The organism is Vreelandella halophila (assembly GCF_009856365.1).
Classification (GTDB): Bacteria; Pseudomonadota; Gammaproteobacteria; order Pseudomonadales; family Oleiphilaceae; genus Halospina; species Halospina utahensis_B.
Map to the genome: position 1 here is coordinate 491208 of NZ_WMEX01000001.1, position 23008 is coordinate 514215.

Genomic DNA, 23008 nt, shown 5'->3' on the forward strand with positions numbered 1-23008 from the left:
TGATGCATACAACGACCAAGTCGCGGAGACCGCATGCCCGTTTTTCTGATTGCCTTCATTATCGTTCCCATCATCGAGATGGTGGTCCTCATTGAAGTCGGGGGCATGATTGGTGCCCTTCCGACGGTTGGCCTGGTGCTGCTGACCGCCGTCATTGGTGCCGCCATGCTGCGCCAGCAGGGCGCCGCGACCCTGCTCCGTGCCAACCAGCGCATGGCCAGCGGTGAGCTGCCGGCGCGCGAGATGGCGGAAGGGCTGCTGCTGGCCATCGGGGGCGCCCTGCTGTTGACCCCGGGGTTCATCACGGACGCCGTGGGCTTTGCCTGCCTGATCCCCTTCACACGGCGCTGGCTGAGCAGTTACGTGATGAATCGTATGGTGTTCAACGGGGGCGCGTCCATGGGCGGGCATTACGAATACCATTCGTACCGGGAGCGCGGGCCGCGCCGGGATGCCGACGGCAACATCATCATCGAGGGCGAGTTTGAACAGCAGCGCCGGGATGAGGACGATCCCGAGCGCCTGGACCGGCACTGAAAAATTTTCCGGGTGGGGATTGAAAAAAGGCAGTGCATGCCCAACTTAGGGCAGCACAAGGCCAATGTGCTTTGGGTAATCTCAACTCATTGCTTAACCGACGAACCGAAACTGGAGACAAGCAGCAATGAAAATCCGTCCGTTACACGATCGCGTAGTCGTGCGTCGCAAGGAAGAAGAAGAGAAGACCGCCGGTGGCATCGTGCTGCCCGGCAATGCCCAGGAGAAGCCCTCCCAGGGTGAGGTTCTGGCCGTAGGCGAGGGCAAGACCCTGGATAACGGCGAAGTACGCAAGCCGGCGGTGAAAGCCGGTGATCAGGTTGTGTTCGGGCAGTTCGCCGGTAACACCGTCAAGGTCGACGGCGAGGAACTGCTGATCATGAGCGAGAACGACATCTACGGTGTGCTGGAGGGCTGAAGCAGCCCCGGGCACCTGACGAGATTCAACAGTCAAGCAACAGGAACAGAAGACTATGGCGAAAGAGATCAAGTTCTCCGATCACGCCCGCAAGCAGATGGTAACGGGCGTCAATACGCTGGCTGACGCGGTCAAGGTCACTCTCGGTCCCAAGGGCCGGAACGTGGTGATGGAAAAGTCCTTCGGTGCTCCGAATGTCACCAAGGACGGCGTGAGCGTTGCCAAGGAAATCGAGCTTGAGGACAAGTTCGAGAACATGGGCGCTCAGATGGTCAAGGAAGTCGCTTCCCAGACCAATGACAACGCCGGCGACGGTACAACCACCGCAACCGTTCTGGCCCAGGCCATCGTGCGCGAGGGTGTGAAGGCAGTAACCGCGGGCATGAACCCCATGGACCTCAAGCGCGGCATCGACAAGGCATGCCAGTCGGCCGTTGAAGAGATCCGCAAGCTCTCCACGCCCTGCAACGACTCCAAGACCATCGCCCAGGTGGGCACCATCTCCGCCAACAGCGACGAGACCGTCGGCGCGCTGATCGCGGATGCGATGGACAAGGTCGGTCAGGAAGGCGTCATCACTGTTGAGGAAGGTCGTGGCCTTGAGGACGAGCTGGAAGTGGTCGAGGGCATGCAGTTCGACCGTGGCTACCTCTCGCCCTACTTCATCAACAACAACGAGAGCATGACCGTCGAGCTGGACGACCCCTACATCCTGCTCGTGGACAAGAAGATCTCCAACGTGCGCGACCTGCTGCCGACGCTGGAAGCCGTTTCCAAGTCCGGCAAGCCGCTGCTGATCATCGCCGAGGACGTTGAAAGCGAAGCGCTGGCGACCCTGGTGGTCAACAACATGCGCGGCATCGTCAAGGTCGCAGCTGTGAAGGCGCCTGGCTTCGGCGACCGTCGCAAGGAGATGATGCAGGACATTGCCGTTCTTACCGGCGGTACCGTGATCTCCGAGGAAGTCGGCCTGACCCTCGAGAATGTCTCCCTGGATGACCTGGGCAGCGCCAAGCGCGTCAACATCAGCAAGGAAGACAGCACCGTCATCAACGGCAACGGCCAGCAGCAGGACATTGAAGCCCGTACTGGCCAGATCAAGAAGCAGATCGAGGAAAGCACCTCCGACTACGACAAGGAGAAGCTCCAGGAGCGCCTTGCCAAGCTGGCCGGTGGTGTTGCCGTGATCAAGGTGGGCGCTGGCTCCGAAGTTGAGATGAAGGAGAAGAAAGCCCGCGTTGAGGACGCGCTGCACTCGACCCGTGCCGCTGTTGAAGAGGGCATCGTGGCCGGTGGTGGCGTGACCCTGGTCCGTGCGCTGCAGGCGATTGAAGGCCTCAAGGGCGACAACGAAGAGCGCCAGATGGGCATCAACCTGCTGCGTCGTGCCATGGAAGCACCGCTCAAGCAGATCGCCTACAACTCCGGTGATGAGCCGGCCGTGGTGGTCGACAAGGTGCTCGAAGGCAAGGGCAACTACGGGTACAACGCCGCTACCGGTGAGTACACCGACATGCTCGAAGCGGGCATCATCGACCCGGCCAAGGTAACCCGCTCCGCACTGCAGGCGGCGGCATCCGTAGCCGGCCTGATGATCACCACCGAGTGCATGATCGCCGACCAGCCGGAAGAGAACGATGGCGGCGGTGCCGGCGGTGGTATGCCGGACATGGGCGGCATGGGAGGCATGGGCGGCATGATGTAAACGCCCCCTTCCCATCGCCGGTGTGACCGGCTCCATGAAAACCCCCGTGGCGGTTCGCCTCGGGGGTTTTTTATGGTTATCCTGTCGGCGCCTCCATCGCAGTGGTTGTCGTAAGGATGCGCAGATCGTCCCTCCAGAATACAGAGTCATCCGCCGGCGCTGAGCACCCCCGCTTTCGCGTCGGGCCGCTGCGGTTGTTTCTTCTGGTCCTTCTTTTCGTCATGACATGGCTGGTCGCGCTGGTGGTGTATCTGCCGGCAGGTTGGGTCTGGGCCCAGGTGGCGCGAGAGGTTCCCGTTCCTGATGTTGTTGAGGTGCAGCAGGTGGGCGGGACCGTCTGGTCCGGTGATGCCTGGCTGCGCGTGCAGGGCTTGCCCCTGCGCCTGAGCTGGCAGCTGCAGCCGGGGTCCCTCATTCACGGGTTCGTGCCGCTGGAATGGCGGCTTCATTCACCCGGCTCTGACGCGGAGGGCAGTGTGACCGCCATGCTGGATGGCCGCGTGCGGATGCTGCTGCGCCGCGCCCGGGTGGACCTGGAGGAGATCACGGCCCACGACCTGGGCATCCAGCCCCTGCGCATTCCCGGTGTCATGACGCTGGAGAGCTTCTTCGGCGTCTGGGGTCCGGAACAGGGTTTCGGGAGCTTCCAGGGGAAGGGCCAGTGGCCGGGAGGCAGCGTGACCTGGCCCATGGGCGGTCAACCCCGCCAGTCGCGCATGCCGCCGATTGAGGGGCACCTTACCAGCAACAATGGCCAGCCGGAGCTGGTCCTGATGGAACAGGGCACGTCGGACCCGGCGGTGCGCCTGGTGGTGGATGCCAGTGGTCGCGCCGAGGTTGAGCTCTACAAGCGCTGGATTGATTTCCTGGGGCTGGACTTCGCGCCGGATGCGGCGCCGGGCGATGTGGTCTTCCGTGTGAGTCAGCAGGTGGCGCCATGAACCGCTGGCCGGTCCGTCTTGCGCATCTGCTGCTGGTTGTCCTGGTAGTCCAGCTGGGCTGGAAAGGCGGGCAGTGGACCTGGCGTGTGATCTGGCCGGCGCCATCAGACCCGGTGGAGCTCGCGCTTACGCAGGATGACCCCCAGCGGGGAGCGGGCAGCAGTATGCCGCTCAGGGACATTGCGCTTTTCGGCCGAGCCGCCTCCGGCGAGCAAAGCAGCGTGTCCCGGGTGGAGCGGGAAACCGCACCGGAGACAGGGCTTACACTGACGCTTCACGGCGTCTTTCTGGCCACCCGCGGGAAAGGCTCCAGTGCTATCCTTTCCGGGCGGGATGGCGCTGCCGAGCGTTACGCGGTCGGTGATGAGCTGCCTGGTGGCGCGGAACTGGTGGCTGTGGAGCCGAACCGGATTCTGCTGCAGCGTAACGGTGAGGTGGAATCGCTGGGCTTTGATGACGACGGGCTCACACTTGGCGGGGTTGCGGCTGCCGGGGAAAGAACGGAAGATAGCCGAGCCGGGGTTGAGCGGGCCGTCGAGGCGCTGGAAGAGGATCCTGAAGAGGCAATCGCCAGGGCGGGTTTCCGGCCCAATGAGGACGGTCCCGGTTATGTGTATGACGGCACCAACGAAAAGCTTTCAGACATGAACCTGCAGCCCGGTGATGTGATCATTTCCGTTAACGGGCAGCAGCTGGGCGACATCGAGGCCGACCGGGCCAATCTGGAACGCTGGATGAACTCGGATCGGCTTGACCTTGAGATTAAGCGTGGGGGCACGCGCTTTTCATTCACGGTTCCGGTTCCATAACCGGCGAACCAGACAACAACAACGGGCACTGGTTATCCAATGATCCGCATGCAACGACTGTTTTTCGCATTTGCGCTGGCACTGCTGGCTTCCATGCCTCTCATGGCCCAGGACGATAATGGGGCCGGGAACCAGGAGGTGGCTGAAGCCGGGAACTCCGAAACCTGGACGGTCAACCTCAAGGATGCCGATATCCGCGCCCTGGTGGACCAGGTCTCGGACATTACCGGTTACAGCTTCGTGGTTGATCCGCGCGTCAAGGGCAAGGTGACCGTGGTCTCGGAAACCCCGATGAACAAGAATGAGGTGTATGACCTCTTCCTCTCGGTACTGCATGTGCACGGGTTCACCGCCATTCCCGGTGAGGATGCGATCAAGGTGATCCAGCAGAGTGACGCCAAGCAGACGGCCGAGGACATCACCCGCTTCATGGATGTGCCTTCCGAGCAGCTGATGACCCGTGTCATCCATGTGGAGAACGTCAGCGCCATGCAGCTGGTGCCCATCCTCAGGCCCATGGTGGCCAGTTACGGGCATCTGGCCGGGGTATCCGCCGCCAACGCGCTGATCATCAGTGACCACAAGGCCAATATCCAGCGCATGCAGCGCCTGATTGACGATCTCGACAAGCCCACGGATTCCGAGGTGGAAGTGGTTCAGCTGGAAGAGGCCTATGTCGGTGACATGGTGGAGCTTCTGGAGGAACTCGGCCCGGATCAGCTCAGTGGCCGTGGCGGCAGTGACGACGACCGTTCCGCCAGCGTGGTTGCTGACGAACGCAGCAACCGCCTCATTCTGCGTGGCACCAGTGCCTTCCGTGAGAAGGTGCGGGAGCTGGTGGAGAAACTGGACACGCCCAGCACCAGCCGCGGCACCACCAAAGTCATCCGGCTCAGCCATGCGGATGCCACCAAGCTCAGCGAGATGCTGAGCGGGCTTATGGGCGATATCACCGAAGGCGACGGGGGTAACCAGGGTAGTAGCGGTGAGAGCGATGTGTCCGTCTATGCGGATAAGGGGCTCAATGCGCTGGTGGTGCGCGCCGAACCGCAGATGATGAGTGAGATCGAGTTCATCGTTGACCAGCTGGACGTACGCCGTGCCCAGGTGCTGATCGAGGCCGCCATCGTTGAGATCAGCAATGAGGCTGGCCAGGATCTTGGCGTCCAGTGGGCAACCGGGGATGAATCCGGCGATTCGACCGCGCCCGTGGCCGGTACCAACTTCGAGAATGTGGGGGTGAGCCTCAATACGGTCCTGGCCCAGATTCTCGGTGGCTCGATCGGTAGCGGCGAGAATGGCTCGAGCCTTGGCCTGGGTTCCGGCCTTACCATTGGCGCCGGGGAACGTGACTCGAATGGCCTCACCTGGGGGGTGCTGATCCAGGCCCTGTCCACGTCCAGCAAGGCCAATCTGCTGTCCACGCCCTCGATCATCACCCTGGATAACGAGGAATCCGAGATCATCGTGGGGCAGAACGTGCCTTTCCGTACTGGCCAGTCCACCAGCACCGGCGATGGGCTCACCAATCCCTTCACCACCATTGAGCGCAAGGACATTGGTCTGACCCTTAACGTCAAACCCAGCATCAGTGCGGATGATGTGGTGAAGCTGGCGGTGGAGCAGACCACCGAGGATATCGGCCAGTCACTGGAAAGCGCTGCTGACCTGATCACCGAAAAGCGTGAGATCAAGACCACGGTGCTGGCTGATGATGAGGAGACCATCGTTCTGGGTGGTCTGATCAATGAGGACTACCGGGTTTCCCAGAGCAAGGTGCCGCTGCTGGGGGATATTCCACTGCTTGGGGCCCTGTTCCGCAGTGAGACCAAAACCCGCCAGAAGCGCAACCTGATTGTGTTCCTCAGGCCCACCATCCTCCGTGAGGAGGGCGAGGCTGATGAGGTGGCGCGTACCCAGTTCAAGCGCCTGTGGGAAGTGAACCTGGGCATGAACGGGGAAAAGACGGAAGGCGAACAGCCTGAGCGGCCCGAGATGGAGGAAATGTTCGAGGGCAACCCGCTGCCGCCGGTCGAATGAAAACCGCTGTCGCCATCAGCGGCAGCGGGCGGGCGCCTGCAGGCGGGCCGTCTGGAGCGGGATCAGTTCGCTGCTGCGACAGTTCTCGCCGTTCTCATTGCTGCAGAACTGGAGGCCGAACTCGTAACCAGCGGTTTCGGGATTGCTGAGAACGAAGCGCACGGATTCGCCGCTCTGGACGTGCTCTGCATTGTCCATGGTCAGCGCCTCGCCCTGGGGTACACGGAAGATCGAGTAGTAGTCCACGCCCGTCTCCGCCCGTTCGTTGGCGTCGAATTCATACAGGCTGCAGAGCCGTTTTTCGTCCACATGGCTCCAGAAGGGGGAGTCCCCGTCGCCGTCCGTCCGTACCGACATGGCATGGTGCAGTGAGGGCTCGTCCCGGCCCAGCAGGCCTACCACTTCCTCCTGCAGGCGGGCTGCGTTGAGGATACCCGCGCCCATGGGGTTGCTGGAGGAGGTCAGTGGGGTTACTGCGTCCGACAGGAGGTCCAGCAGGGTATCCCTTTCAAGTTCCGGGATATCCTGGGCAATGAGACCGAGGATGCCACTGACAATGGGGGCTGAGAACGAGGTCCCGCTCATCCAGCGGTGGCCGTCTTCCGGTCCCTGGACCCGCACCTGCTGCCCCAGAGCGCTGACCGTCAGGGCGGAGCCGTAATTCGAGAAGCTGGTCTGGTCGCCGTCGCGTGTGACAGCGCCCACGGTCACCACGCCACGACAGCTTGCGGGGGCATAGCCAGAGGCGTCACTGCGGCTGTTGCCGGCGGAGGCCACCACCAGAGCCCCCGCCTGGTTGGCGGTGTCGATGGCCGCCTGCAGGTTGCTTGTGCAGGTGGTCTCGGCACTCAGCGAGAGGTTCACGATGTCCGCGGGTTCCGGCAGTGTGCGACCGGCGCCTACATCCTCACCAGCCGCCCACCGGATAGCGCGGGCCACGTTGTAGAGATGGCCGGAGCTGTCACAGGCGAGCACCCGGGCCGGGTGGATATCCGCCTCGAGCATGCCGGCCATGCCGGTGCCGTTGTCCGTCCTGGCCCCGATGATACTGGCCACGCTCTGGCCATGGTAGGTGTCGCAACTGTCCGCGTCGTAGGAGAAGACGCCCCGTCCGTCATCCACGAGGCTGATGCCGTTGCGCCAGCTGAAGTCCTCATGGTTGGCGAAGCCCCCGTCGATGACGACAACACGGAGGCGTTCATTGGTTTCAGCGCGGGCCCATGCGGTTTCCACACTGGAAGCGCCCGCGTAGTCCGTCACACTGCGCCACCAGAGCTGATCCCGGGTGCGGGGGTCATTGGGCCCCGTGGAGGCACTGGTGGTACTGCTCTGTCCAGTCACTGGCCCGGAGGAGTCCGGGGCCTCTGCTGCTTCCGGGTCCGGTGTGCTGACTACCGCATCGCGTTCCACGGATTCAATGCCGGGAATGAGCTGGAGAAGCGCTTCCACGGCCTCCGCCTGGGAGGCGGGAACCTCGATCACTTCCGTGTTCTGCCAGGTGGCGGTGATCACTGCTCCCACACGGTCCGCGACCGACCCCACGCCCGGCTCGCGCCGGACCACCAGGGATACGACACCGCGGGCCTGCGACTCCGCGGCCGTGATGTCATTCTGGCTGCCCTCGTTTCCGTCCGGGGTCTGCGCGCTGGCACTGACCGATGTGGTAATGGATGCCAGAAACCCCAGGAGCAGGAGGCCAGTCCTGAATGTCATGAACGTGTCTCCACTATGTCAACGTCGTTCAGAAAGCGGTAGCGGCGGTCAAACTGCCACTGCTGCTGAACAAGCTCTCCATACATCGGGTTGCCGACGTGCCGGGAAACCTGTTCGACCCCGGCACGGTACGCCAGCTCACCCGTACTGATGTCCGGAACAGCAACATCAATCCGCTGGTCCCGGGCCAGTGCCATCAGTTTGTCCGCAGCATACTGCCCGTGCGCGCCGAGGTAGCTGGCGGCGAGATCCGCTGCCTGTGAGAGCTCGTATTCTCCCGCTCGACCATTGCGGTAATCCTCGAGAACGCGCTCAACCTTTTTGATCTTTTCGGCCAGTGTGCCATGGGCGGATGCAGTCTCCGGTGTCCAATCCGCCAGCATCGACTGTCGCTCCGACCAGTCGATCTGGCCTTCGAGGTAGGCAACTTCCAGCATGTAGGCGTAGGCCTGCCGATCCTCGCTCAAGGCCAGAATGGAGGCGCTTTCATCGACGAGGTGGTCAGCCCGGATTTCGTCGGCGCGCCCGGACCGGTTCTCCACGACCACATTGATCCGCAGCTGCGTGGATCCGTGAGGGTCCAGAATACGGACCTGAGTGCGCCTCGGGCGGTCCACATGGCTGCTCCGGAATGCCAGGGTGTTGCCCTCCCAGTGCAGTTCACTCAGCTGGCCGTCAGCTTCCAGGCTGGCTTCTTCCGCCGAGAAACACAGTGACAGGTTGTCCCGGTAGGTGGTGTTCTCGTTCACCAGCAGGTTACGGGTCTCGGTCTTGCCGCAGGCGGCTGTTGAGCCGGTATCACTGGCGTCGCCGCTGGAGGAACCGCCGCCGATACACCCGGCCAGCAGGAGTGAGGCAGCCAGTGTGATGTGCTTGAGGGGGGTTGCGGTCAGGCGGAGGAAAGCGGTTGGAGCTCTGAGCATTTTGTGACGCCGTTCTCATTATGAGTTCAGCGATGACAATACTCAGAGAGCGTTAAGGCAGGGGTAACCGACTGTTTGGCCGGGGTTACACCGGTGTAACGCAACCGGGGTGGATCACCCCTGAGTGCAACCGGTTGTAACAGGTGGTTTCAGGTGCGGCTCTGGTGTTACGGCCTCGTTTCGAATGTATCGATGAAGGCCTGGAACTGCTCCACATCCACCGGCTTGCTGAAGTAGTAGCCCTGGGCCATGACGCAGCCGCGGTTCACCAGGTAGACGCTCTGTTCCTCGGTCTCCACGCCCTCGGCGATCACATCCAGGCTGAGACTCCGGCCAAGATCAATGATGGTGTTGGCGATCTGGGTATCCTCCTCATTGGCGAGGAGATCCCGGATGAACTGTTTGTCGATTTTCAGGTGGTGTACCGGCAGCCGCTTGAGGTAGGTCAGCGAGGAATAGCCGGTGCCGAAGTCGTCCACTGCCACGCGGATGCCTTCGTCCCTGAGACGCGAGAGCTTGCCGATGGCATCATCGAGGTTCTGCATGAAACTGGTTTCTGTGACCTCCAGTTCCAGGCGGGAGGGGGGCAGGTCGTGCTGGCGCAGGACGCCGAGAATCACGTCCACGATGTTGTTCTGGCGCAGCTGCACGGGCGAGAGATTGACCGACATCCGCAGGGCCAGACCCTGATCCATCCATTCCCGGGCCTGACGGCAGGCCTCATCCAGGACCCAGTAACCGATCTCAATGATGGACAGATTGAGTTCCGCCAGCGGAATGAACTCATCCGGCGGAATGAAGCCCCGCTCGGGGTGCTGCCAGCGCAACAGGGCTTCGGCGCCCAGAACGCGATGGGTGTCCATATCCACCTGGGGCTGGTACACCAGATGGAACTGGCGCTGGGCCAGGGCCATGTCCAGGTCCCGCTCCAGGTGCTTGCGCTCACGGATGGCCTGATCGACGCTGGCTACATAGAACTGGAACCGGTTGCGGCCCTCGGATTTGGCAAGGGTCATGGACTGTTCCGCTTTCTGCAGGAGACGGTCGGACTGCAGGGCATCGTCCGGATAGATGGCCACACCGATGGTTGCCGTGATGCTGATTTCCTTGCCGCTGACAGTGACCGGGCGACTGAGCTCGTGCAGCAGCCACTCGGCCATGGCGGCTGCCTGGTAGGTCTCCCGGATGCCGCCCTGGATGACCGCGAACTGGTCCGCACCGAGTCGCCCGCCGTTGACCAGGTTGTCCTGGCTGTTGTTCGTGATCCTTTCAGCGATCACCTGCAGCAGCTGGTCACCGCTGGAGAAGCCGTACTGCTCGTTGAGTGTCTTGAAGTCGTCCAGTCCGAGGCAGAAGATCGCCACCATGCCACGCTGGCGGCGTGCGTTCTCCAGGGCACCGTTGAGCAGACTCAGGAACATGTCCCGGTTGGGGAGGCCTGTGAGCGAATCATAGCGTGACAGGCGGGTGATGCGGTCCTGGGCATCCTGGTGTTTCTGCTGGGTCTCGGAGATGGCGGTGAGAAGCTCGTTGGTGGCCTTGACCCAGGTGTCGAGCTCGTCGCGGTCGTGGCCCTTGGGGGTCTGGAGAAGGTGCTGGCCGGGGTCGGCGGGATCCACATTCGAGAGATCCTCGGCAATGCGGAACAGCGGGCGTGTCACCAGGAGATGGTAGACCACGTAGAGCACCAGGCCGAGGATCAGGGCGCGGGCGATGCCGGAAAGCAGTATGAGAGAGGCGCGCTCCAGCCAGAGTGTGGCCTGCGGGGCGGTGTCCACCTCGATGATCAGCTGGCCGTACTTGACCTTCTCGTCCCCCTGGGTGCGAACCAGATCCACCCGGTAGGTGCGCTGTTGTCCGAAGATGGCGTCAGTAAGGGAGCGGTAGGGGCTGTCCGTGAGCGAGCGGTCAGCCCGGGCCAGGGGCATGCCATCGGGATGGACGATCTCGCCGCCGCGTATGGACTGCTGTTCGAACAGCCCGTCAATCACCTGTTCCGCAAGGTCCTCATCGATGCTGTAGACGGCCTGGGTCGCTGCCTCCCGCACCAGGGCGAGCGTCTGCTGGGCGCGCTCATCGAGCTCGTGGGAAACGGTGCGGAAATCGATGAAGATCTGGATGCTGCCGATCATCAGGCCGACAGTGAACGCCGTGATCAGTACCCAGCGCAGGATACGGTAGCCGAGACGGCGTTCGGGCTGGAAAAGTGTCCTCATGGATCAGTCCGGATTCCTTGTCACTCCCTCCGGGAAACCCCGGCTCTGGACAAGCGTAGCAGGTCTGTGTGAAAAGCTGAAAATCAGCGCAGGGAGCAGGCCACCCATCAGGGTCGCCAGTCGAACTCCGGGCATTCCGGCAGCAGGCTTGCGGTGTTCATGGCGCGCCAGCGCAGCTCTTCCAGGGAATCCGCAAGGATGTTGATGTGGCCCACCTTACGCCCTGACCGCCCGGCTTTTCCATAGAGGTGCAGGTGGGTGTAGGGCAGCCTGAGGATCTCCGCCACCGGTCCTTTTTCGCCGATCAGGTTGATCATGCAGGTGGGCTGTAAGGCTGCCGTTTCGCCCAGGGGCAGCCCCGAGACGGCACGGATGTGGTTCTCGAACTGGCTGGTAACTGCGCCGTTCTGGCTCCAGTGACCGGAGTTGTGCACGCGAGGGGCCATCTCGTTGGCAACCAGGCCTTCCTCCGTTTCAAACATTTCCAGCGCCAGCACGCCCACATAGCCCAACTCGTTCATCAGTGTGCGGATCATGCGCTGGGCCTGGTCCTCCAGATCCGGGGTGACGTGCGGTGCCGGTGCAATGGAGAAGCGCAGGATGCCCTGGTGGTGGATATTCTCGGCCAGTGGATAGAAGGCCATTTCGCCGTCCTGGCCGCGAGCAGCCACAATGGACAGCTCCCGCCTGAAGGCAACAAAGGATTCGGCAATGGCCGTGTCACAGCCGATGCGGGGCCAGGCCTGCGGGGCCTGTTCCGGGCTATCGAGCACCGCCTGTCCCTTGCCGTCGTACCCCTCGGTGGCGGACTTGGCCACAACACGGCCACCCAGGCGCTGTGTTGCCGCCTGCAGTTCCTCCGCTGACGCCACTACCTCGAAAGGTGCTGTGCTGATGCCCAGATCCCGGAAGAGGGCCTTCTCAAGGGTGCGGTTCTGGCAGCACTGCAGGGCCCTGGGAACTGGATGGACGGGCTTTTCCGTGGCGATGCGGTTCACCAGCTCGAGCGGCAGGTGCTCGAATTCGTAGGTCACCACGTCTGTTTCGTTGAGAAAGGTTCCGAGGTGTTGGCCGTCGGGGTCGTTGTAGATGGTGCCGACGCCCGCAGAGGCTTTGCCCGCCGGGTCATAGAGGCTGAATTCATGCCCCAGGCGCATGCCATCCAGTGTCAGCATGCGGCCAAGCTGGCCCGCGCCGAGAATGCCGATTCTCATCGTGCCTCCTGCCGTGTTCGTCTTGGTTCAGTCCGCCGGATCGGGGCTGTTGAGCACATCCTGCGTCTGCTTCTCGCGGAAGGCCTGAAGTGCCTGCGCCACGCCCGCATCGGAGAGGGACAGGATCTGTGCGGCCATGAGTCCGGCATTGCGGGCCCCAGCCTTGCCGATGGCGAGGGTGCCCACGGGTACACCGCCAGGCATCTGCACAATGGAGTACAGGGAGTCCAGGCCGCTCAGCGCACGTGACTCAACGGGAACACCCAGCACCGGGAGGGTGGTGTGGGCCGCGACCATGCCGGGCAGGTGCGCCGCGCCGCCAGCTCCGGCGATGATCACCTGCAGGCCCCGGTCGCGTGCCTCGCGGGCGTAGTCACTGAGCAGGTCCGGGGTGCGGTGGGCTGACACGACACGGCGTTCATAGGCAACGCCAAGTTCGTCCATTACGGTGGCCGCGTGTTCCATGGTCGGCCAGTCCGATTTTGAGCCCATGATGAGTCCGACCTGAGCCTGTTGCGCCATGGGTGACTCCACATCACTGTCCAGCGGGAAAGCGCGATATTCTATGCCCGCAGGCGGGGCAGTGCAAATGCTAACCAGTGCCCGGGCTTTGCGCAGTGCCGTACCGGGGGTACCATGCCTTGAACCCGATCAAAGGCAGCACCTGTAGACGCTGGGAGAGCAGCATGGAGTCACTGAGACCGGACGAGGATCAACTGGCTGAGCGTGGAAATGGAGGCGCTTCCGGAAAAGGCGGCGGATCCGGGGAGACCGGTGGTGGTTCCGGGCCTCCTGGAATGCGCCCGTTATGGCTGCTGCTCGTGCTCGTTGTGGTCTGCGCAGGTGCTGGGGGCTGGCTGGCATGGGAACAGGCGCAGCGGATCGCCGCTCTTGAGAGCCGGCTGGCAACGGTGAAAAGCGATGTCCGGACCAACCAGATGGAGCTCGGGGTGGTGGATGAGGAGCGCGAGGAGACCGGTCAGGCCATCTCCGAGCAGCTCGAGATGCTTGACGACGAGATGCGCAAGCTCTGGGTCGTGGCTCACCAGACCAACCGGCCCCGCATCGAGAAGCTGGAGGAACAGACAGGCACGCTCGAATCCCGTGTGGAGGAGCTGGGGGCCGGGCAGCAGAGCCAGGCGGGTCGGCTTGATGAGCTGGCGGGGTCCATCGAGGGCATGCCGGATGCCGGGGAGCTGCGTGCCTCTGTGGAAGAGCAGGTTCAGGGCGTACGTGATGACCTGGACAGCCGTATTCAGTCGCTGCAACAGGGCCGCAGGTTGGCGCTGGAGGAACTGCGGGCCCGACTGGATGGGCTGGAAAGCAGCGTGGCCGGACTGGAAGAGAAAGTTTCCGGAAGCGGCGAGGTCAGTGCCCTGAAGGAGCAGCTGACGGAACTGGAGTCCGTGGTGGATTCGATCGACAGTTCGCGTGCCCAGCTGACCCAGCGCTTTGTGCGGCTGCAGGAGCGCGTGGATCGGCTGGCGGATCGCCAGAGTGCAGGAGGCTCCTGAGATGCCACGTAAACAGAATGCCGGAGACCATCTGCGTCGCCGGCTGGATCGCTGGGGAGTTTGGCAGAGCGAACAGCTGGACTCGCTCACCGGTCTGGTAACCCGCCGTCTGGACGCGCTCAATCGTGTCCTCGCAAAGCGGGCTGTGCCCAGATCCCGCCGGGAGCACGTGGAAGCGCTGATGAATGAACGTCGGCAACGTGGCCCCTCGCTGGAAGTGATCGAGGGCGGTGACGGCCGTGATTCCGGGGATTCCTGAAAAAAATCGCGGAAAGGGGTTTGACAGCTCCAGTGAAATGCTTAAAATGCGCATCTCGTTCGGCAGGGAAAGCCCTGCAGAGCGGTTTCGGAGCGGTAGTTCAGATGGTTAGAATGCCGGCCTGTCACGCCGGAGGTCGCGGGTTCGAGTCCCGTCCGCTCCGCCATCTTTTGGGTGGTTAGCTCAGTTAGGGAGAGCATCGGCCTTACAAGCCGAGGGTCGCTGGTTCGATCCCAGCACCACCCACCATTTCTTTCCCCTCTATTTTCTTTTTTTCCCGTTCATACTTCGCCTGAAGCGCCTTACGATTGCGCCTGAGTTCTATGGGGCACCAGTGTGCCTGTGTAGGAGCGAGCCCCGCTCGCGATAGGTCTGATCGCTTGCGAGGCAGGCTCCTACGGTATGGGGTAGGTGATCTGGCTTATTTGCCGACCAGGCTTTGCCCGCACACACGCACCACGTTGCCGTTGATGCCGCGCGAGAGCGGATTGCAGTACCAGGCGATGGTTTCCGCCACATCCACCGGCAGGCCGCCCTGGGAAAGGCTGTTCATGCGCCGGCCGGCCTCGCGGATGGTCACCGGCATGGCGGCGGTCATCTGGGTTTCAATGAAGCCGGGCGCCACCGCGTTGATGGTGATGCCGTTCTTCAGCTGCCGCGCCATGCTCTCCACATAGCCGATGACCCCGGATTTGGAGGCGGCATAGTTGGTCTGGCCGAAGTTGCCCGCGAACCCGGCAATGGAGGAGACGCAGACAATGCGGCCGTTCTCGCGCACCAGGTCCCGCTCCATCAGTTCCTCGTCAATCCGTTCCTCCGCCGTAAGGTTCACGGCGATGGCCATATCCCAGAAGTGCTCCGGCATGCGGGCAAGGGTTTTGTCGCGGGTGACGCCGGCGTTGTGAACGACAATATCGATGCCGCCGAACTCGTCCTCCAGGTGATCCGCGATCAGGCGCGGGCCATTGTCCTCGGTGATGTCCGCCGCCAGCGGTGAACCGCCGATGTCCTCGGCCACACGATTGAGGTCCTCCATGGTGGCGGGAATGTCCAGGCAGACCACGCGCGCGCCGTCCCGGGCCAGGGTGCGGGCAATCGCCTCGCCGATGCCGCGGCTGGCTCCAGTGACCAGTGCCACCTTGCCAGTCAGGGGGGCATTGGTATTTACGGCGGTGCGGCCCTTGGTGCCGCTGCCCTTGCCGATGCGCACTGGTTGACCGTCCACGTAGGCGGACTTGGGCGAGAGGAAAAAGCGCACCGAGGACTCGATCTGGTTCTCGGCATTGGGGGCCACCCATAGCAGCTGGGCAGTGGCCCCTTTCTTGCCGATCTCCTTGGCCACCGATCGCACAAAGCCCTCCAGCGCCTTGTGTGCCGCCGCGCGCGCCGGGTTCTTGCAGGAGGCCGGATCCGTGCCCACGATCAGCACCCTCCCGCACCTGGCGATCTGGCGGATGGTGGGGTGGAAGAAGTCATACAGGCAACGCAGTTCGCTGGTGTCGCGGATGCCGGTGGCGTCGAAGACCAGTGCCTTGAACTTGTGTTCGGCGATGGCCTCGTCCTCCATGGTCAGCGTCTTGGCAACGCCGCTTTCCACCAGTGCCGAGGATTCACCCAGCGTGGCGGGCCCTTCGGGAGAATAGAGTGTGGCCGGACTGCCGCGCAGGGTTTCACCCAGTGCGGAAAGAGCCCGCGGCCTGGGGCCGGCGCCCACCAGCACCTTGCCCTCGATGAACGACTGGTCCTGGCGCTTCCAGCGTTCCAGCTCAATGGGGGCGGGAAGGCCGAGCGAGGATGCGGCCTGTTTCCCGACAGATGTATTCACGAATTTGAGGTAGAGATCGGACATAGCAGTATCCCCTGGTCAGTCGGAATGGAACATTTTCAGATTCATAACGGAGATATGTTACATTCTGTGAACATCTGAATGGTAACGGATCCCCTGGAAAAGGGTCACAGCACGGAGCTTCCCGGCCGTTTTCAAGTGGCTGTATTGGGCGCTTTCACCCCGTTGAATGCAATGAACCGGCTGTCACCCGGTAGCGTCACCTCAGCCAATGAGGCTGTGCATGCAATCCGCACAGTATGCACCCGATTCTCTCCGCGTCTCGAAAGCAACAGGGATATAATGCAATGGCACAAGCAAAATCGACTTCCAGTAAGAGCAGGCAGAGCAAGGGGAATGGGGCCGCTGCTACGCTGCCGCGCCCGGTCGCCATTCTCGGCGGCAACCGTATTCCATTTGCCCGTTCCAATACCGCCTACAGTAAGCTTTCCAATCAGGACATGTTGACGGCCGCCATCCGTGGGCTGGTGGACCGCTACGGCCTGGAAGGGGAGCGCCTGGGTGAGGTGGTCGCCGGTGCTGTCATCAAGCACTCCCGTGACTTCAACCTGACTCGCGAGACCGTTCTGGGCTCCGGGCTGGCTCCCGAAACCCCGGCCTATGATATCCAGCAGGCCTGTGGGACGGGCCTGGAAGCGGCCATCCTGGTTGCCAACAAGATTGCTCTGGGCCAGGTGGATGTGGGTATCGCGGGGGGCACGGACACTACCTCGGATGCCCCCATCGGTGTGAGTGAGGGCCTGCGTGAACTGCTGCTGGACCTCAACCGCGCGAAAACCAATACGGAACGACTGAAGATTGCCGCCCGTTTCCGCCCGAAGCACCTGGTGCCGCTGATCCCGGAAAACAGCGAGCCGCGTACGGGCATGTCCATGGGGGCGCACCAGCAGGTGACCGCGCATGAGTGGGGCATTCCCCGTGAAGAGCAGGACCAGCTGGCGCTTGAGAGCCACCAGAAACTGGCTGCGGCCTATGAGGAAGGTTTCTTCAGTGACCTGATCACGCCGCTGGCCGGGCTTGAGAGGGACAACATCCTGCGTCCGGACTCCTCACTCGAAAAACTCTCCCAGCTCAAGCCGGTGTTTGATAAGGAAAAGGGCACCATGACGGCGGCCAACAGCACAGCGCTGACCGATGGCGCGTCCTCCGTGCTGCTGGGTAGCGAGGAATGGGCGCAGCAGCGTGGCCTGAAGGTGCGTGCCTATCTGACCCACGTTGAAACAGGCGCCGTGGATTTTGTCGGCAAGAAGGAGGGGTTGCTGATGGCGCCGGCATACGCCGTGCCGCGGCTGCTGGACAAGGCGGGCCTCACACTGCAGGACTTTGATTTCTACGAGATCCACGAGGCGTTCGCCTCACAGGTACTGTGCACCCTCAGGGCCTGGGAGGATCAGACCTTCTGCAAGGAGAAGCTCGGCCGCGCCAAGCCGCTGGGCAGCATTGACCGCAGCAAGCTCAACGTTAAGGGCAGCAGTCTCGCGGCGGGCCATCCCTTTGCCGCTACTGGTGCCCGCATTCTGGCCACCGCAGCCAAGCTGCTGGAGCAGAAAGGCAGCGGACGCGCCCTGATCTCCATCTGCGCCGCCGGCGGCCAGGGTGTGACCGCTATCGTGGAGCGTAACTGAGGCCAGTACTCCTGTAGAAGCGAGCCTGCTCGCGATTGTTTCTGATCGCTTGCGAGGCAAGCGCTCCTACAGGGGGCGGAACCCGCTCAGCCCCTGTTCTTCCATCAGGCGTGCAAACTCGATGGTCGCCCGGTCCTGGCCGGGCGCGCCTATAATCTGGATGTTGAACGGAAGACCGTTCTCATCCACGCCAACCGGGGCCGACGTTGCTGGCAGCCCCAGTGTGGTGGCCAGCGCAATCCAGTGCATCTGGTCGGTATAGGGCCGCTCCCTGCCATCCACCAGGATCTTCCGGCGGAACATGGGCTGGCTGCGGTTGTGGGGAATGGCCGTGGTGGGCGTCACCGGCGTCAGCAGTATGTCGGCGGTGCCGAAGAGATCCTCTACAAGGGCCGCCCGGGCCTTTTCCCGCTGTTCTGAATGCTGAAGCCAGTTGAGGACCGGCTGATTCACGCCGAGGATGTACTGCTCCAGCCCAGGGGGCATCCGCATCCAGCGCCCGAAGAGCCGGAGCATATAGCCCATCAGCCTGAGCTGGCGGCGCTGTTTCGGCCGGAAGCCGGTGCCCAGGAGGCTGCCCAGCAGGTTGTGATAGAGGGGCATCAGCTGGCGATGATCCAGCCACCCATGCTCAGCCCGCGACACGCTGGTGCCGGCATCCGCCAGCCGTGTTGCCAGATCCTCGTAATGGCGTGTGAGGGCATCCGCGACGGGCGAGGCCGGGTCATGGAAGCAGGTGGCGACCCTGACCTGATCCAGGCGGCTGAAACCGGGCGCCGGCAGTGACAGCTGCCACTGTGGACCTTCGTGGGGCCTGGGGCCGGCGATGACCTCCAGCAGCAGGGCCAGGTCGTCCGCCGTGCGCGCCATGGGGCCGCCTTCGGCCAGGTCCGGCTGCGTCAGGGTGCCCGGAGGACCGGGGATGTGGCCGCGCAGGGAGACAATGTCGCGGCTGGGTTTGTGCCCGAATACGCCGTTGAAGTGGGCCGGTGTTCGGATGGAGCCGCCCACATCCGAGCCTACCTCCAGTGGTGTCATGCCCGCGGCAAGGGCGGCTGCGGCGCCGCCGGATGACCCGCCGGGGGTCCGTCCCAGATCCCTGGGGTTGTTGGTTACGCCGAACAGTCGGTTGTAGGTCTGGAGGTCCGAGGCGAAGAGCGGCACATTGGTCTTGCCGATGATGATGGCGCCGGCTTCCTCAAGCCGCTGGATGGCATCGGCATTCCGCTTGGGCCGGTGTGCCTGCAGGGAGGAGGAGCCAGCGGTGGTCGGCATGCCGGCCACCTCCCAGACGTCCTTCACCGTCATGGGCAGTCCGTGCAGAACGCCGCAGTGTTCGCCCTGTTCACGCTGCCGGTCGCGATCCCGGGCCTGATCCAGGGCCCGTTCACGGTCGAGGTGGATGACGGCATTGATGGGCGCGTTGCGTGCGTCAATGCGTGCCAGCAGTTCAGCCGTAACGGCTTCGCTGGTTATGCTGCCGGTACGGAGTGCACCGGCCAGGTCCCGTGCCGGTTGATCCAGCCATTCGCTCATGTTGATGCCTTCTGCTCTTGTCGGGTCGCTCTGTCGGCTGCCTTCTGTTCATCCTTTTCCGCCAGCGTTTCCTGCCACCGCTTGACGGCCACCTGGTCCTTGACCAGTTCCAGTGTCTCGATCACGCCCTGTATGACAGCCGTATTGGCTTCGGAATTCTCGCGTTCGTGGGGTGTGAGCAGCACATCGACCAGATCCTCCACGAAGTCGTGATTGTCGGGGGAACTCAGGTCATTGAGGATCTGTTCAATCACCTCGGCGGTGATGTCGCCCACCGCGCGATCCAGGGTGCCCGAGGCCCAGCTGCCGAATACCGGCAGTTCACGGATGCGGCCCAGGTCCCGGTTGCGGTTCATGGCTGAAATCACCCGGGTATTGAGGTAAGCGCGCAGTTCCTGCTGTCTGGGCATATAGCCTTCCCGCGCGTAGCGGGTGATCCGTGCGGAGAGAAAGTCCACAAGCAGATCCCTTCGGGGCAGCAGGACTTCCTCCTGGACGCGCCGGACCAGGGGCGAGCCCCGTTTCACTTCCTCCTGTGTGCCGCTGAGCACCTTGATAACCACGCGGTCGGAAAGTTCTTCCATGAACGCGTCGTAGTAGAAGCGCAGGAACTCGAAAAGGCGTGTGTTCGTGATGTCGATGACGCCGTATTTCTGCAGGCGATAGACAATGCTGAAAACGCGCAGAAAACGCAGGATCCGGGCTCCGGAAGCCGGGATGCAGCCCAGCAGGTCGTACCAGTGGGCGATGGGGTAGAAGTACCAGCGCTGGTACTCCCGCCGGTAGACCGCATGCACCCAGCGCACCGCGAACTCGCTCAGGAAAATCCCGATGAACATCAGGTCGTAGAACAGGAAATGCCGGTGTATGGGGTTGTAGAAAGCGGTGAAGGCTGGCACCTGTTGAGTAAGGAGGTCTCTCAGAACATCCACCGCATAGAGGGAATCAAACAGAAGCCAGACAAGATTGATGACCAGCAGCACCAGCATCAGCATATCCAGTGCGAACCAGAGTGTCTGGTGGCTGGTGCGGAGGTTGCGGAGATTGATGGTGAGCACACTGCATCCTTATGACGTGCCTTGAGGGCTCTTTATAGCAAAGGTGAGCCTGTCACGCACTGGCCCGGCGACCTGGCGGCAGCGTGACCCCATTGGTGCTACGCTGGAAGGACGGAAAGAGGAGGTGAGCCATGGACCTGAAAAAAGCACTGGTTGACCCTGCAGCCGTGTTCACTACGCCGGATGAGGTTGTAACCGCCGGGGAGCTGAGCACTGATGACCGCATCCGGATTCTGCGCCGCTGGGAGTACGACGCGCGTGAGCTGACGGTGGCGGATGACGAGAACATGCCGGGCGACAGCACCCCGCTTCTGGATCAGGTGCTGGCCGCGCTTAACAGACTGGGCTATTCGCCTGATCCGGATCAGGAGCCGCCCACCAAACAGGGTGGTGTCTGACTGTCGGGGTGTTAAATCGGACCAAAGTCCTACAGGGGCCTTCTGTAACAGAATGTTTCAGGTAGAATGCCCGTTCGCTGATGCAACCATCCCGGTGTTAATGCAAGGAGAAGGCTCCCGATGAAGCGAATGAGTGTGCTGGACTCGTCCTGGCTCAAGGTCGAGTCCGAAGACACGCCCATGCATGTGGGCACGATGCAGATCTTCTCGTTGCCGGAGGGAGCGCCTGAGACCTTCCTGCGGGACATGGTTGAGCGCATGAAGAATGCGGGTGAGATCCAGGCGCCCTGGAAGTATAAGCTGTTCAGTGGCAGCCGCCTGGGGCGCAGTCTGGTGCCGGCCTGGGTTGAGGACCAGGATCTGGACCTGGACTACCATGTGCGCCATTCGGCCCTGCCGAAGCCCGGCAGTGAGCGTGAACTGGGGGTTCTGGTCTCGCGTCTGCATTCGCACCCGCTGGATTTCGATCGCCCGCTCTGGGAGTGCCACATCATCGAAGGGCTTGAGGGCAACCGGTTTGCGCTCTACACCAAGATGCACCACTCCATGATCGATGGCATCAGTGGTGTACGCCTGATGCAGAAGATCCTGACCACGGATCCCGCCCGTACCAACATGCCACCACCCTGGGCGGTTGAGCCCAGCCAGCGCCGCTCCCAGGCCGGGCAGGGGGTTACCTCGGTTCAGGGGGCGTTTGAGCAGGCGGTTGAGGCGCTGCGCATCCAGGCTGGCTCGACCCCGCAGCTGGCGGCGGCGGTGGGGCGCCTCGCCAGTGCCGCCTGGCGGCGCAAGGACAGCAAGCTGACCGCGCCTTTCGTGGGCCCGCAGTCGATCCTCAATAATCGCATCACCGGTCAGCGTCGTTTTGCGACCCAGCTCTATGAGTTCGATCGTCTCAAGACCATCTGCCGCAGGACGGATGCGTCGCTGAACGATGTGGTACTGCAGATCTGTGGCACCGCCCTGCGCCGCTTCCTGCTGGAGCAGGACGCCCTTCCGGAAGAGCCGTTGACGGCGGGGATCCCGGTCAATGTGAGGCCTGCCGATGACGAGGGCACCGGTACGGCGATCAGCTTCATGATCGCCAGCCTGGCGACCGATGAGCCGGATGCCATGGCGCGGCTGGAGCAGATCAAGGAGTCCACCCAGAAAGCCAAGGAGCATCTCCAGAGTCTGCCGCGGCAGGTTCTGAACCAGTACACCATGATGCTGATGTCGCCCTACATCCTGCAGCTGGTCTCCGGGTTGGGTGGGCGCATGCGGCCAGTGTTCAATGTCACCATCTCGAACGTCCCCGGGCCGAGTGAACCCCTGTACTACGAGGGCGCCCGCATGGAGGCGATGTACCCGGTCTCCCTGGTGACCCATGGCGGCGCGCTCAACATCACCTGCCTGAGCTACGCGGGCTCGCTCAACTTCGGCTATACCGGTTGCCGGGATACCCTGCCGAGCATGCAGCGCCTCGCGGTGTACACGGGTGAGGCGCTGGATGAACTTGAGGCGCGGGTGACTGCGCGCGACTGAGTCCGGAAGCTGGCCCCGTCCTTTACAGTGCACAGCTGTTCACTGTATTGTCAGGCCATGAGCAACGCTGATTTCCATCCCGTCGAAGAAATCTGGAACGCCCTGACCCATGGCCTGGGGGCGGTTCTGGCACTTGCAGGGACCATTGTCCTGATAGCGCTGGCTGTCCTCCATGGCGATGTCTGGTCCATCACCAGCGCCACGGTTTACGGCATCAGCATGGTGGTTCTCTTCCTAGCCTCCACTCTGTACCACAGCGCGCGCCGGCCAACACTGCGCCGGGCCTTCAAGATGTTCGATCACTGCGCCATCTTCCTGCTGATAGCCGGCACCTACACGCCGTTCCTGCTGGTGAACATGCGTGGGACCCTGGGCTGGACCCTGTTCGCCATAATCTGGGGGCTGGCTGTGGGCGGCATTGTGTTCAAGCTGGTATTCGGCCATCGCTACAGGGCGCTCGAGGTGGCCACCTTCCTGGTGATGGGGTGGCTGGTGGTCGTGGCAGCCACGGAGCTGCCCGCTATCCTGGGGGTGACCGAACTGGCATTGCTGGTGGCCGGTGGGCTCTCCTACACGGTCGGGGTGGTCTTCTACCTCCTGAATCGGATTCCCTACAATCACGCGATCTGGCACCTGTTTGTCCTGGCCGGGGGCGCCCTGCATTATTTTGCCGTCTATAACGGTTTCCTGACCGCCTGGCAGAGCTGACGAATTTACTGCGCCGAGCCCGTG

General features: G+C 62.7%; 20 protein-coding genes and 2 tRNA genes. 14 read left to right on the forward strand and 8 right to left on the reverse strand.

The features are described from left to right. Positions 1 to 33 precede the first annotated feature (33 nt). From GLW01_RS02140 to gspD, 6 genes are all read left to right on the forward strand, one after another. A complete protein-coding gene (locus GLW01_RS02140) occupies positions 34 to 537 on the forward strand; it encodes an FxsA family protein (RefSeq protein WP_151438900.1) in 504 nt (167 codons plus the stop codon). Between the two features lie 127 nt (positions 538 to 664). Further along, positions 665 to 955 (forward strand): co-chaperone GroES, encoded by a 291-nt coding sequence (groES, locus tag GLW01_RS02145; RefSeq protein ID WP_095618210.1) that lies wholly within the window; start codon positions 665 to 667, stop codon positions 953 to 955. A gap of 55 nt (positions 956 to 1010) precedes the next feature. Continuing rightward, complete coding sequence (gene groL / locus GLW01_RS02150) at positions 1011 to 2660, forward strand: chaperonin GroEL (RefSeq protein ID WP_151438901.1); 1650 nt, start codon at positions 1011 to 1013, stop codon at positions 2658 to 2660. A gap of 221 nt (positions 2661 to 2881) precedes the next feature. Continuing rightward, entirely contained in the window at positions 2882 to 3601 is a 720-nt protein-coding gene (gene gspN, locus GLW01_RS02155; protein WP_160897989.1) for a type II secretion system protein N, read from the forward strand. Further along, positions 3598 to 4410, forward strand: coding sequence for a type II secretion system protein N (locus GLW01_RS02160; protein ID WP_160897990.1), 813 nt, complete (start codon positions 3598 to 3600; stop codon positions 4408 to 4410). The genes gspN and GLW01_RS02160 overlap by 4 nt, the downstream gene beginning before the upstream one ends. A gap of 48 nt (positions 4411 to 4458) precedes the next feature. After that, entirely contained in the window at positions 4459 to 6450 is a 1992-nt protein-coding gene (gene gspD, locus GLW01_RS02165; protein WP_237416451.1) for a type II secretion system secretin GspD, read from the forward strand. A 15-nt stretch (positions 6451 to 6465) separates the two neighbouring features. Here gspD and GLW01_RS02170 read toward each other — a convergent pair whose 3' ends face one another. From GLW01_RS02170 to purE, 5 genes are all read right to left on the reverse strand, one after another. Next, positions 6466 to 8163: a S8 family peptidase gene (locus GLW01_RS02170; RefSeq protein ID WP_160897991.1), complete on the reverse strand. Its 1698-nt coding sequence runs from the start codon at positions 8161 to 8163 to the stop codon at positions 6466 to 6468. Beyond that, positions 8160 to 9086, reverse strand: a complete 927-nt coding sequence (locus tag GLW01_RS02175) for a hypothetical protein (RefSeq protein ID WP_160897992.1) — start codon at positions 9084 to 9086, stop codon at positions 8160 to 8162. The genes GLW01_RS02170 and GLW01_RS02175 overlap by 4 nt, the downstream gene beginning before the upstream one ends. 167 nt (positions 9087 to 9253) lie before the next feature. Beyond that, positions 9254 to 11302: a putative bifunctional diguanylate cyclase/phosphodiesterase gene (locus GLW01_RS02180; RefSeq protein ID WP_160897993.1), complete on the reverse strand. Its 2049-nt coding sequence runs from the start codon at positions 11300 to 11302 to the stop codon at positions 9254 to 9256. A 107-nt stretch (positions 11303 to 11409) separates the two neighbouring features. Next, positions 11410 to 12516 carry a 5-(carboxyamino)imidazole ribonucleotide synthase gene (locus GLW01_RS02185; protein WP_160897994.1) on the reverse strand — a complete coding sequence of 369 codons (1107 nt, stop codon included), beginning with the start codon at positions 12514 to 12516 and terminating at the stop codon, positions 11410 to 11412. 27 nt (positions 12517 to 12543) lie between these two features. Further along, entirely contained in the window at positions 12544 to 13038 is a 495-nt protein-coding gene (gene purE, locus GLW01_RS02190) for a 5-(carboxyamino)imidazole ribonucleotide mutase (RefSeq protein WP_151438908.1), read from the reverse strand. 164 nt (positions 13039 to 13202) lie between these two features. Between purE and GLW01_RS02195 the strand changes: the two genes are divergently transcribed. The 4 genes from GLW01_RS02195 (at position 13203) to GLW01_RS02210 (ending at position 14538) form a co-directional block, all read left to right on the forward strand. Beyond that, positions 13203 to 14030 carry a hypothetical protein gene (locus tag GLW01_RS02195; protein WP_160897995.1) on the forward strand — a complete coding sequence of 276 codons (828 nt, stop codon included), beginning with the start codon at positions 13203 to 13205 and terminating at the stop codon, positions 14028 to 14030. Position 14031: 1 nt separating this feature from the next. Continuing rightward, positions 14032 to 14289, forward strand: coding sequence for a hypothetical protein (locus GLW01_RS02200; protein ID WP_160897996.1), 258 nt, complete (start codon positions 14032 to 14034; stop codon positions 14287 to 14289). An 89-nt stretch (positions 14290 to 14378) separates the two neighbouring features. Continuing rightward, positions 14379 to 14455 (forward strand) — tRNA-Asp (locus GLW01_RS02205). Between the two features lie 6 nt (positions 14456 to 14461). Next, positions 14462 to 14538: transfer RNA gene (locus GLW01_RS02210), tRNA-Val, on the forward strand. 172 nt (positions 14539 to 14710) lie between these two features. Here the strand turns inward: GLW01_RS02210 and GLW01_RS02215 are convergent. After that, on the reverse strand, positions 14711 to 16138 hold the full coding sequence (locus GLW01_RS02215) for a 3-oxoacyl-ACP reductase (RefSeq protein ID WP_151438933.1): 1428 nt from the start codon (positions 16136 to 16138) through the stop codon (positions 14711 to 14713). A 284-nt stretch (positions 16139 to 16422) separates the two neighbouring features. Here GLW01_RS02215 and GLW01_RS02220 point away from each other — a divergent pair, with 284 nt between their 5' ends. After that, on the forward strand, positions 16423 to 17760 hold the full coding sequence (locus tag GLW01_RS02220) for an acetyl-CoA C-acetyltransferase (protein ID WP_160897997.1): 1338 nt from the start codon (positions 16423 to 16425) through the stop codon (positions 17758 to 17760). A 66-nt stretch (positions 17761 to 17826) separates the two neighbouring features. On the opposite strand, the gene GLW01_RS02225 is transcribed toward GLW01_RS02220, so the two are convergent. Both GLW01_RS02225 and GLW01_RS02230 read right to left on the reverse strand, forming a co-directional pair. Continuing rightward, entirely contained in the window at positions 17827 to 19296 is a 1470-nt protein-coding gene (locus tag GLW01_RS02225) for an amidase family protein (protein WP_160897998.1), read from the reverse strand. After that, entirely contained in the window at positions 19293 to 20354 is a 1062-nt protein-coding gene (locus GLW01_RS02230; protein ID WP_202405513.1) for an ion transporter, read from the reverse strand. Before GLW01_RS02230 ends, GLW01_RS02225 begins: the two co-directional genes overlap by 4 nt. A gap of 131 nt (positions 20355 to 20485) precedes the next feature. On the opposite strand from GLW01_RS02230, the gene GLW01_RS02235 reads away from it, so the two are divergent. From GLW01_RS02235 to trhA, 3 genes are all read left to right on the forward strand, one after another. After that, positions 20486 to 20752, forward strand: coding sequence for a hypothetical protein (locus tag GLW01_RS02235; protein ID WP_095617585.1), 267 nt, complete (start codon positions 20486 to 20488; stop codon positions 20750 to 20752). Positions 20753 to 20872: 120 nt separating this feature from the next. After that, positions 20873 to 22276, forward strand: coding sequence for a WS/DGAT/MGAT family O-acyltransferase (locus tag GLW01_RS02240; protein WP_160897999.1), 1404 nt, complete (start codon positions 20873 to 20875; stop codon positions 22274 to 22276). Between the two features lie 57 nt (positions 22277 to 22333). Beyond that, on the forward strand, positions 22334 to 22984 hold the full coding sequence (trhA, locus tag GLW01_RS02245) for a PAQR family membrane homeostasis protein TrhA (protein WP_160898000.1): 651 nt from the start codon (positions 22334 to 22336) through the stop codon (positions 22982 to 22984). The last annotated feature ends 24 nt before the right edge of the window (positions 22985 to 23008 follow it).

What these genes read in the sequence shown, in the direction of transcription:
- GLW01_RS02140 (WP_151438900.1), top strand. Translation starts at nt 34, where the DNA reads ATGCCCGTTTTTCTGATTGCCTTCATTATCGTTCCCATCATCGAGATG.
- groES (WP_095618210.1), top strand. Translation starts at nt 665, where the DNA reads ATGAAAATCCGTCCGTTACACGATCGCGTAGTCGTGCGTCGCAAGGAA.
- groL (WP_151438901.1), top strand. Translation starts at nt 1,011, where the DNA reads ATGGCGAAAGAGATCAAGTTCTCCGATCACGCCCGCAAGCAGATGGTA.
- gspN (WP_160897989.1), top strand. Translation starts at nt 2,882, where the DNA reads ATGACATGGCTGGTCGCGCTGGTGGTGTATCTGCCGGCAGGTTGGGTC.
- GLW01_RS02160 (WP_160897990.1), top strand. Translation starts at nt 3,598, where the DNA reads ATGAACCGCTGGCCGGTCCGTCTTGCGCATCTGCTGCTGGTTGTCCTG.
- gspD (WP_237416451.1), top strand. Translation starts at nt 4,459, where the DNA reads ATGCAACGACTGTTTTTCGCATTTGCGCTGGCACTGCTGGCTTCCATG.
- GLW01_RS02170 (WP_160897991.1), bottom strand. Translation starts at nt 8,163, where the DNA reads ATGACATTCAGGACTGGCCTCCTGCTCCTGGGGTTTCTGGCATCCATT.
- GLW01_RS02175 (WP_160897992.1), bottom strand. Translation starts at nt 9,086, where the DNA reads ATGCTCAGAGCTCCAACCGCTTTCCTCCGCCTGACCGCAACCCCCCTC.
- GLW01_RS02180 (WP_160897993.1), bottom strand. Translation starts at nt 11,302, where the DNA reads ATGAGGACACTTTTCCAGCCCGAACGCCGTCTCGGCTACCGTATCCTG.
- GLW01_RS02185 (WP_160897994.1), bottom strand. Translation starts at nt 12,516, where the DNA reads ATGAGAATCGGCATTCTCGGCGCGGGCCAGCTTGGCCGCATGCTGACA.
- purE (WP_151438908.1), bottom strand. Translation starts at nt 13,038, where the DNA reads ATGGCGCAACAGGCTCAGGTCGGACTCATCATGGGCTCAAAATCGGAC.
- GLW01_RS02195 (WP_160897995.1), top strand. Translation starts at nt 13,203, where the DNA reads ATGGAGTCACTGAGACCGGACGAGGATCAACTGGCTGAGCGTGGAAAT.
- GLW01_RS02200 (WP_160897996.1), top strand. Translation starts at nt 14,032, where the DNA reads ATGCCACGTAAACAGAATGCCGGAGACCATCTGCGTCGCCGGCTGGAT.
- GLW01_RS02215 (WP_151438933.1), bottom strand. Translation starts at nt 16,138, where the DNA reads ATGTCCGATCTCTACCTCAAATTCGTGAATACATCTGTCGGGAAACAG.
- GLW01_RS02220 (WP_160897997.1), top strand. Translation starts at nt 16,423, where the DNA reads ATGGCACAAGCAAAATCGACTTCCAGTAAGAGCAGGCAGAGCAAGGGG.
- GLW01_RS02225 (WP_160897998.1), bottom strand. Translation starts at nt 19,296, where the DNA reads ATGAGCGAATGGCTGGATCAACCGGCACGGGACCTGGCCGGTGCACTC.
- GLW01_RS02235 (WP_095617585.1), top strand. Translation starts at nt 20,486, where the DNA reads ATGGACCTGAAAAAAGCACTGGTTGACCCTGCAGCCGTGTTCACTACG.
- GLW01_RS02240 (WP_160897999.1), top strand. Translation starts at nt 20,873, where the DNA reads ATGAAGCGAATGAGTGTGCTGGACTCGTCCTGGCTCAAGGTCGAGTCC.
- trhA (WP_160898000.1), top strand. Translation starts at nt 22,334, where the DNA reads ATGAGCAACGCTGATTTCCATCCCGTCGAAGAAATCTGGAACGCCCTG.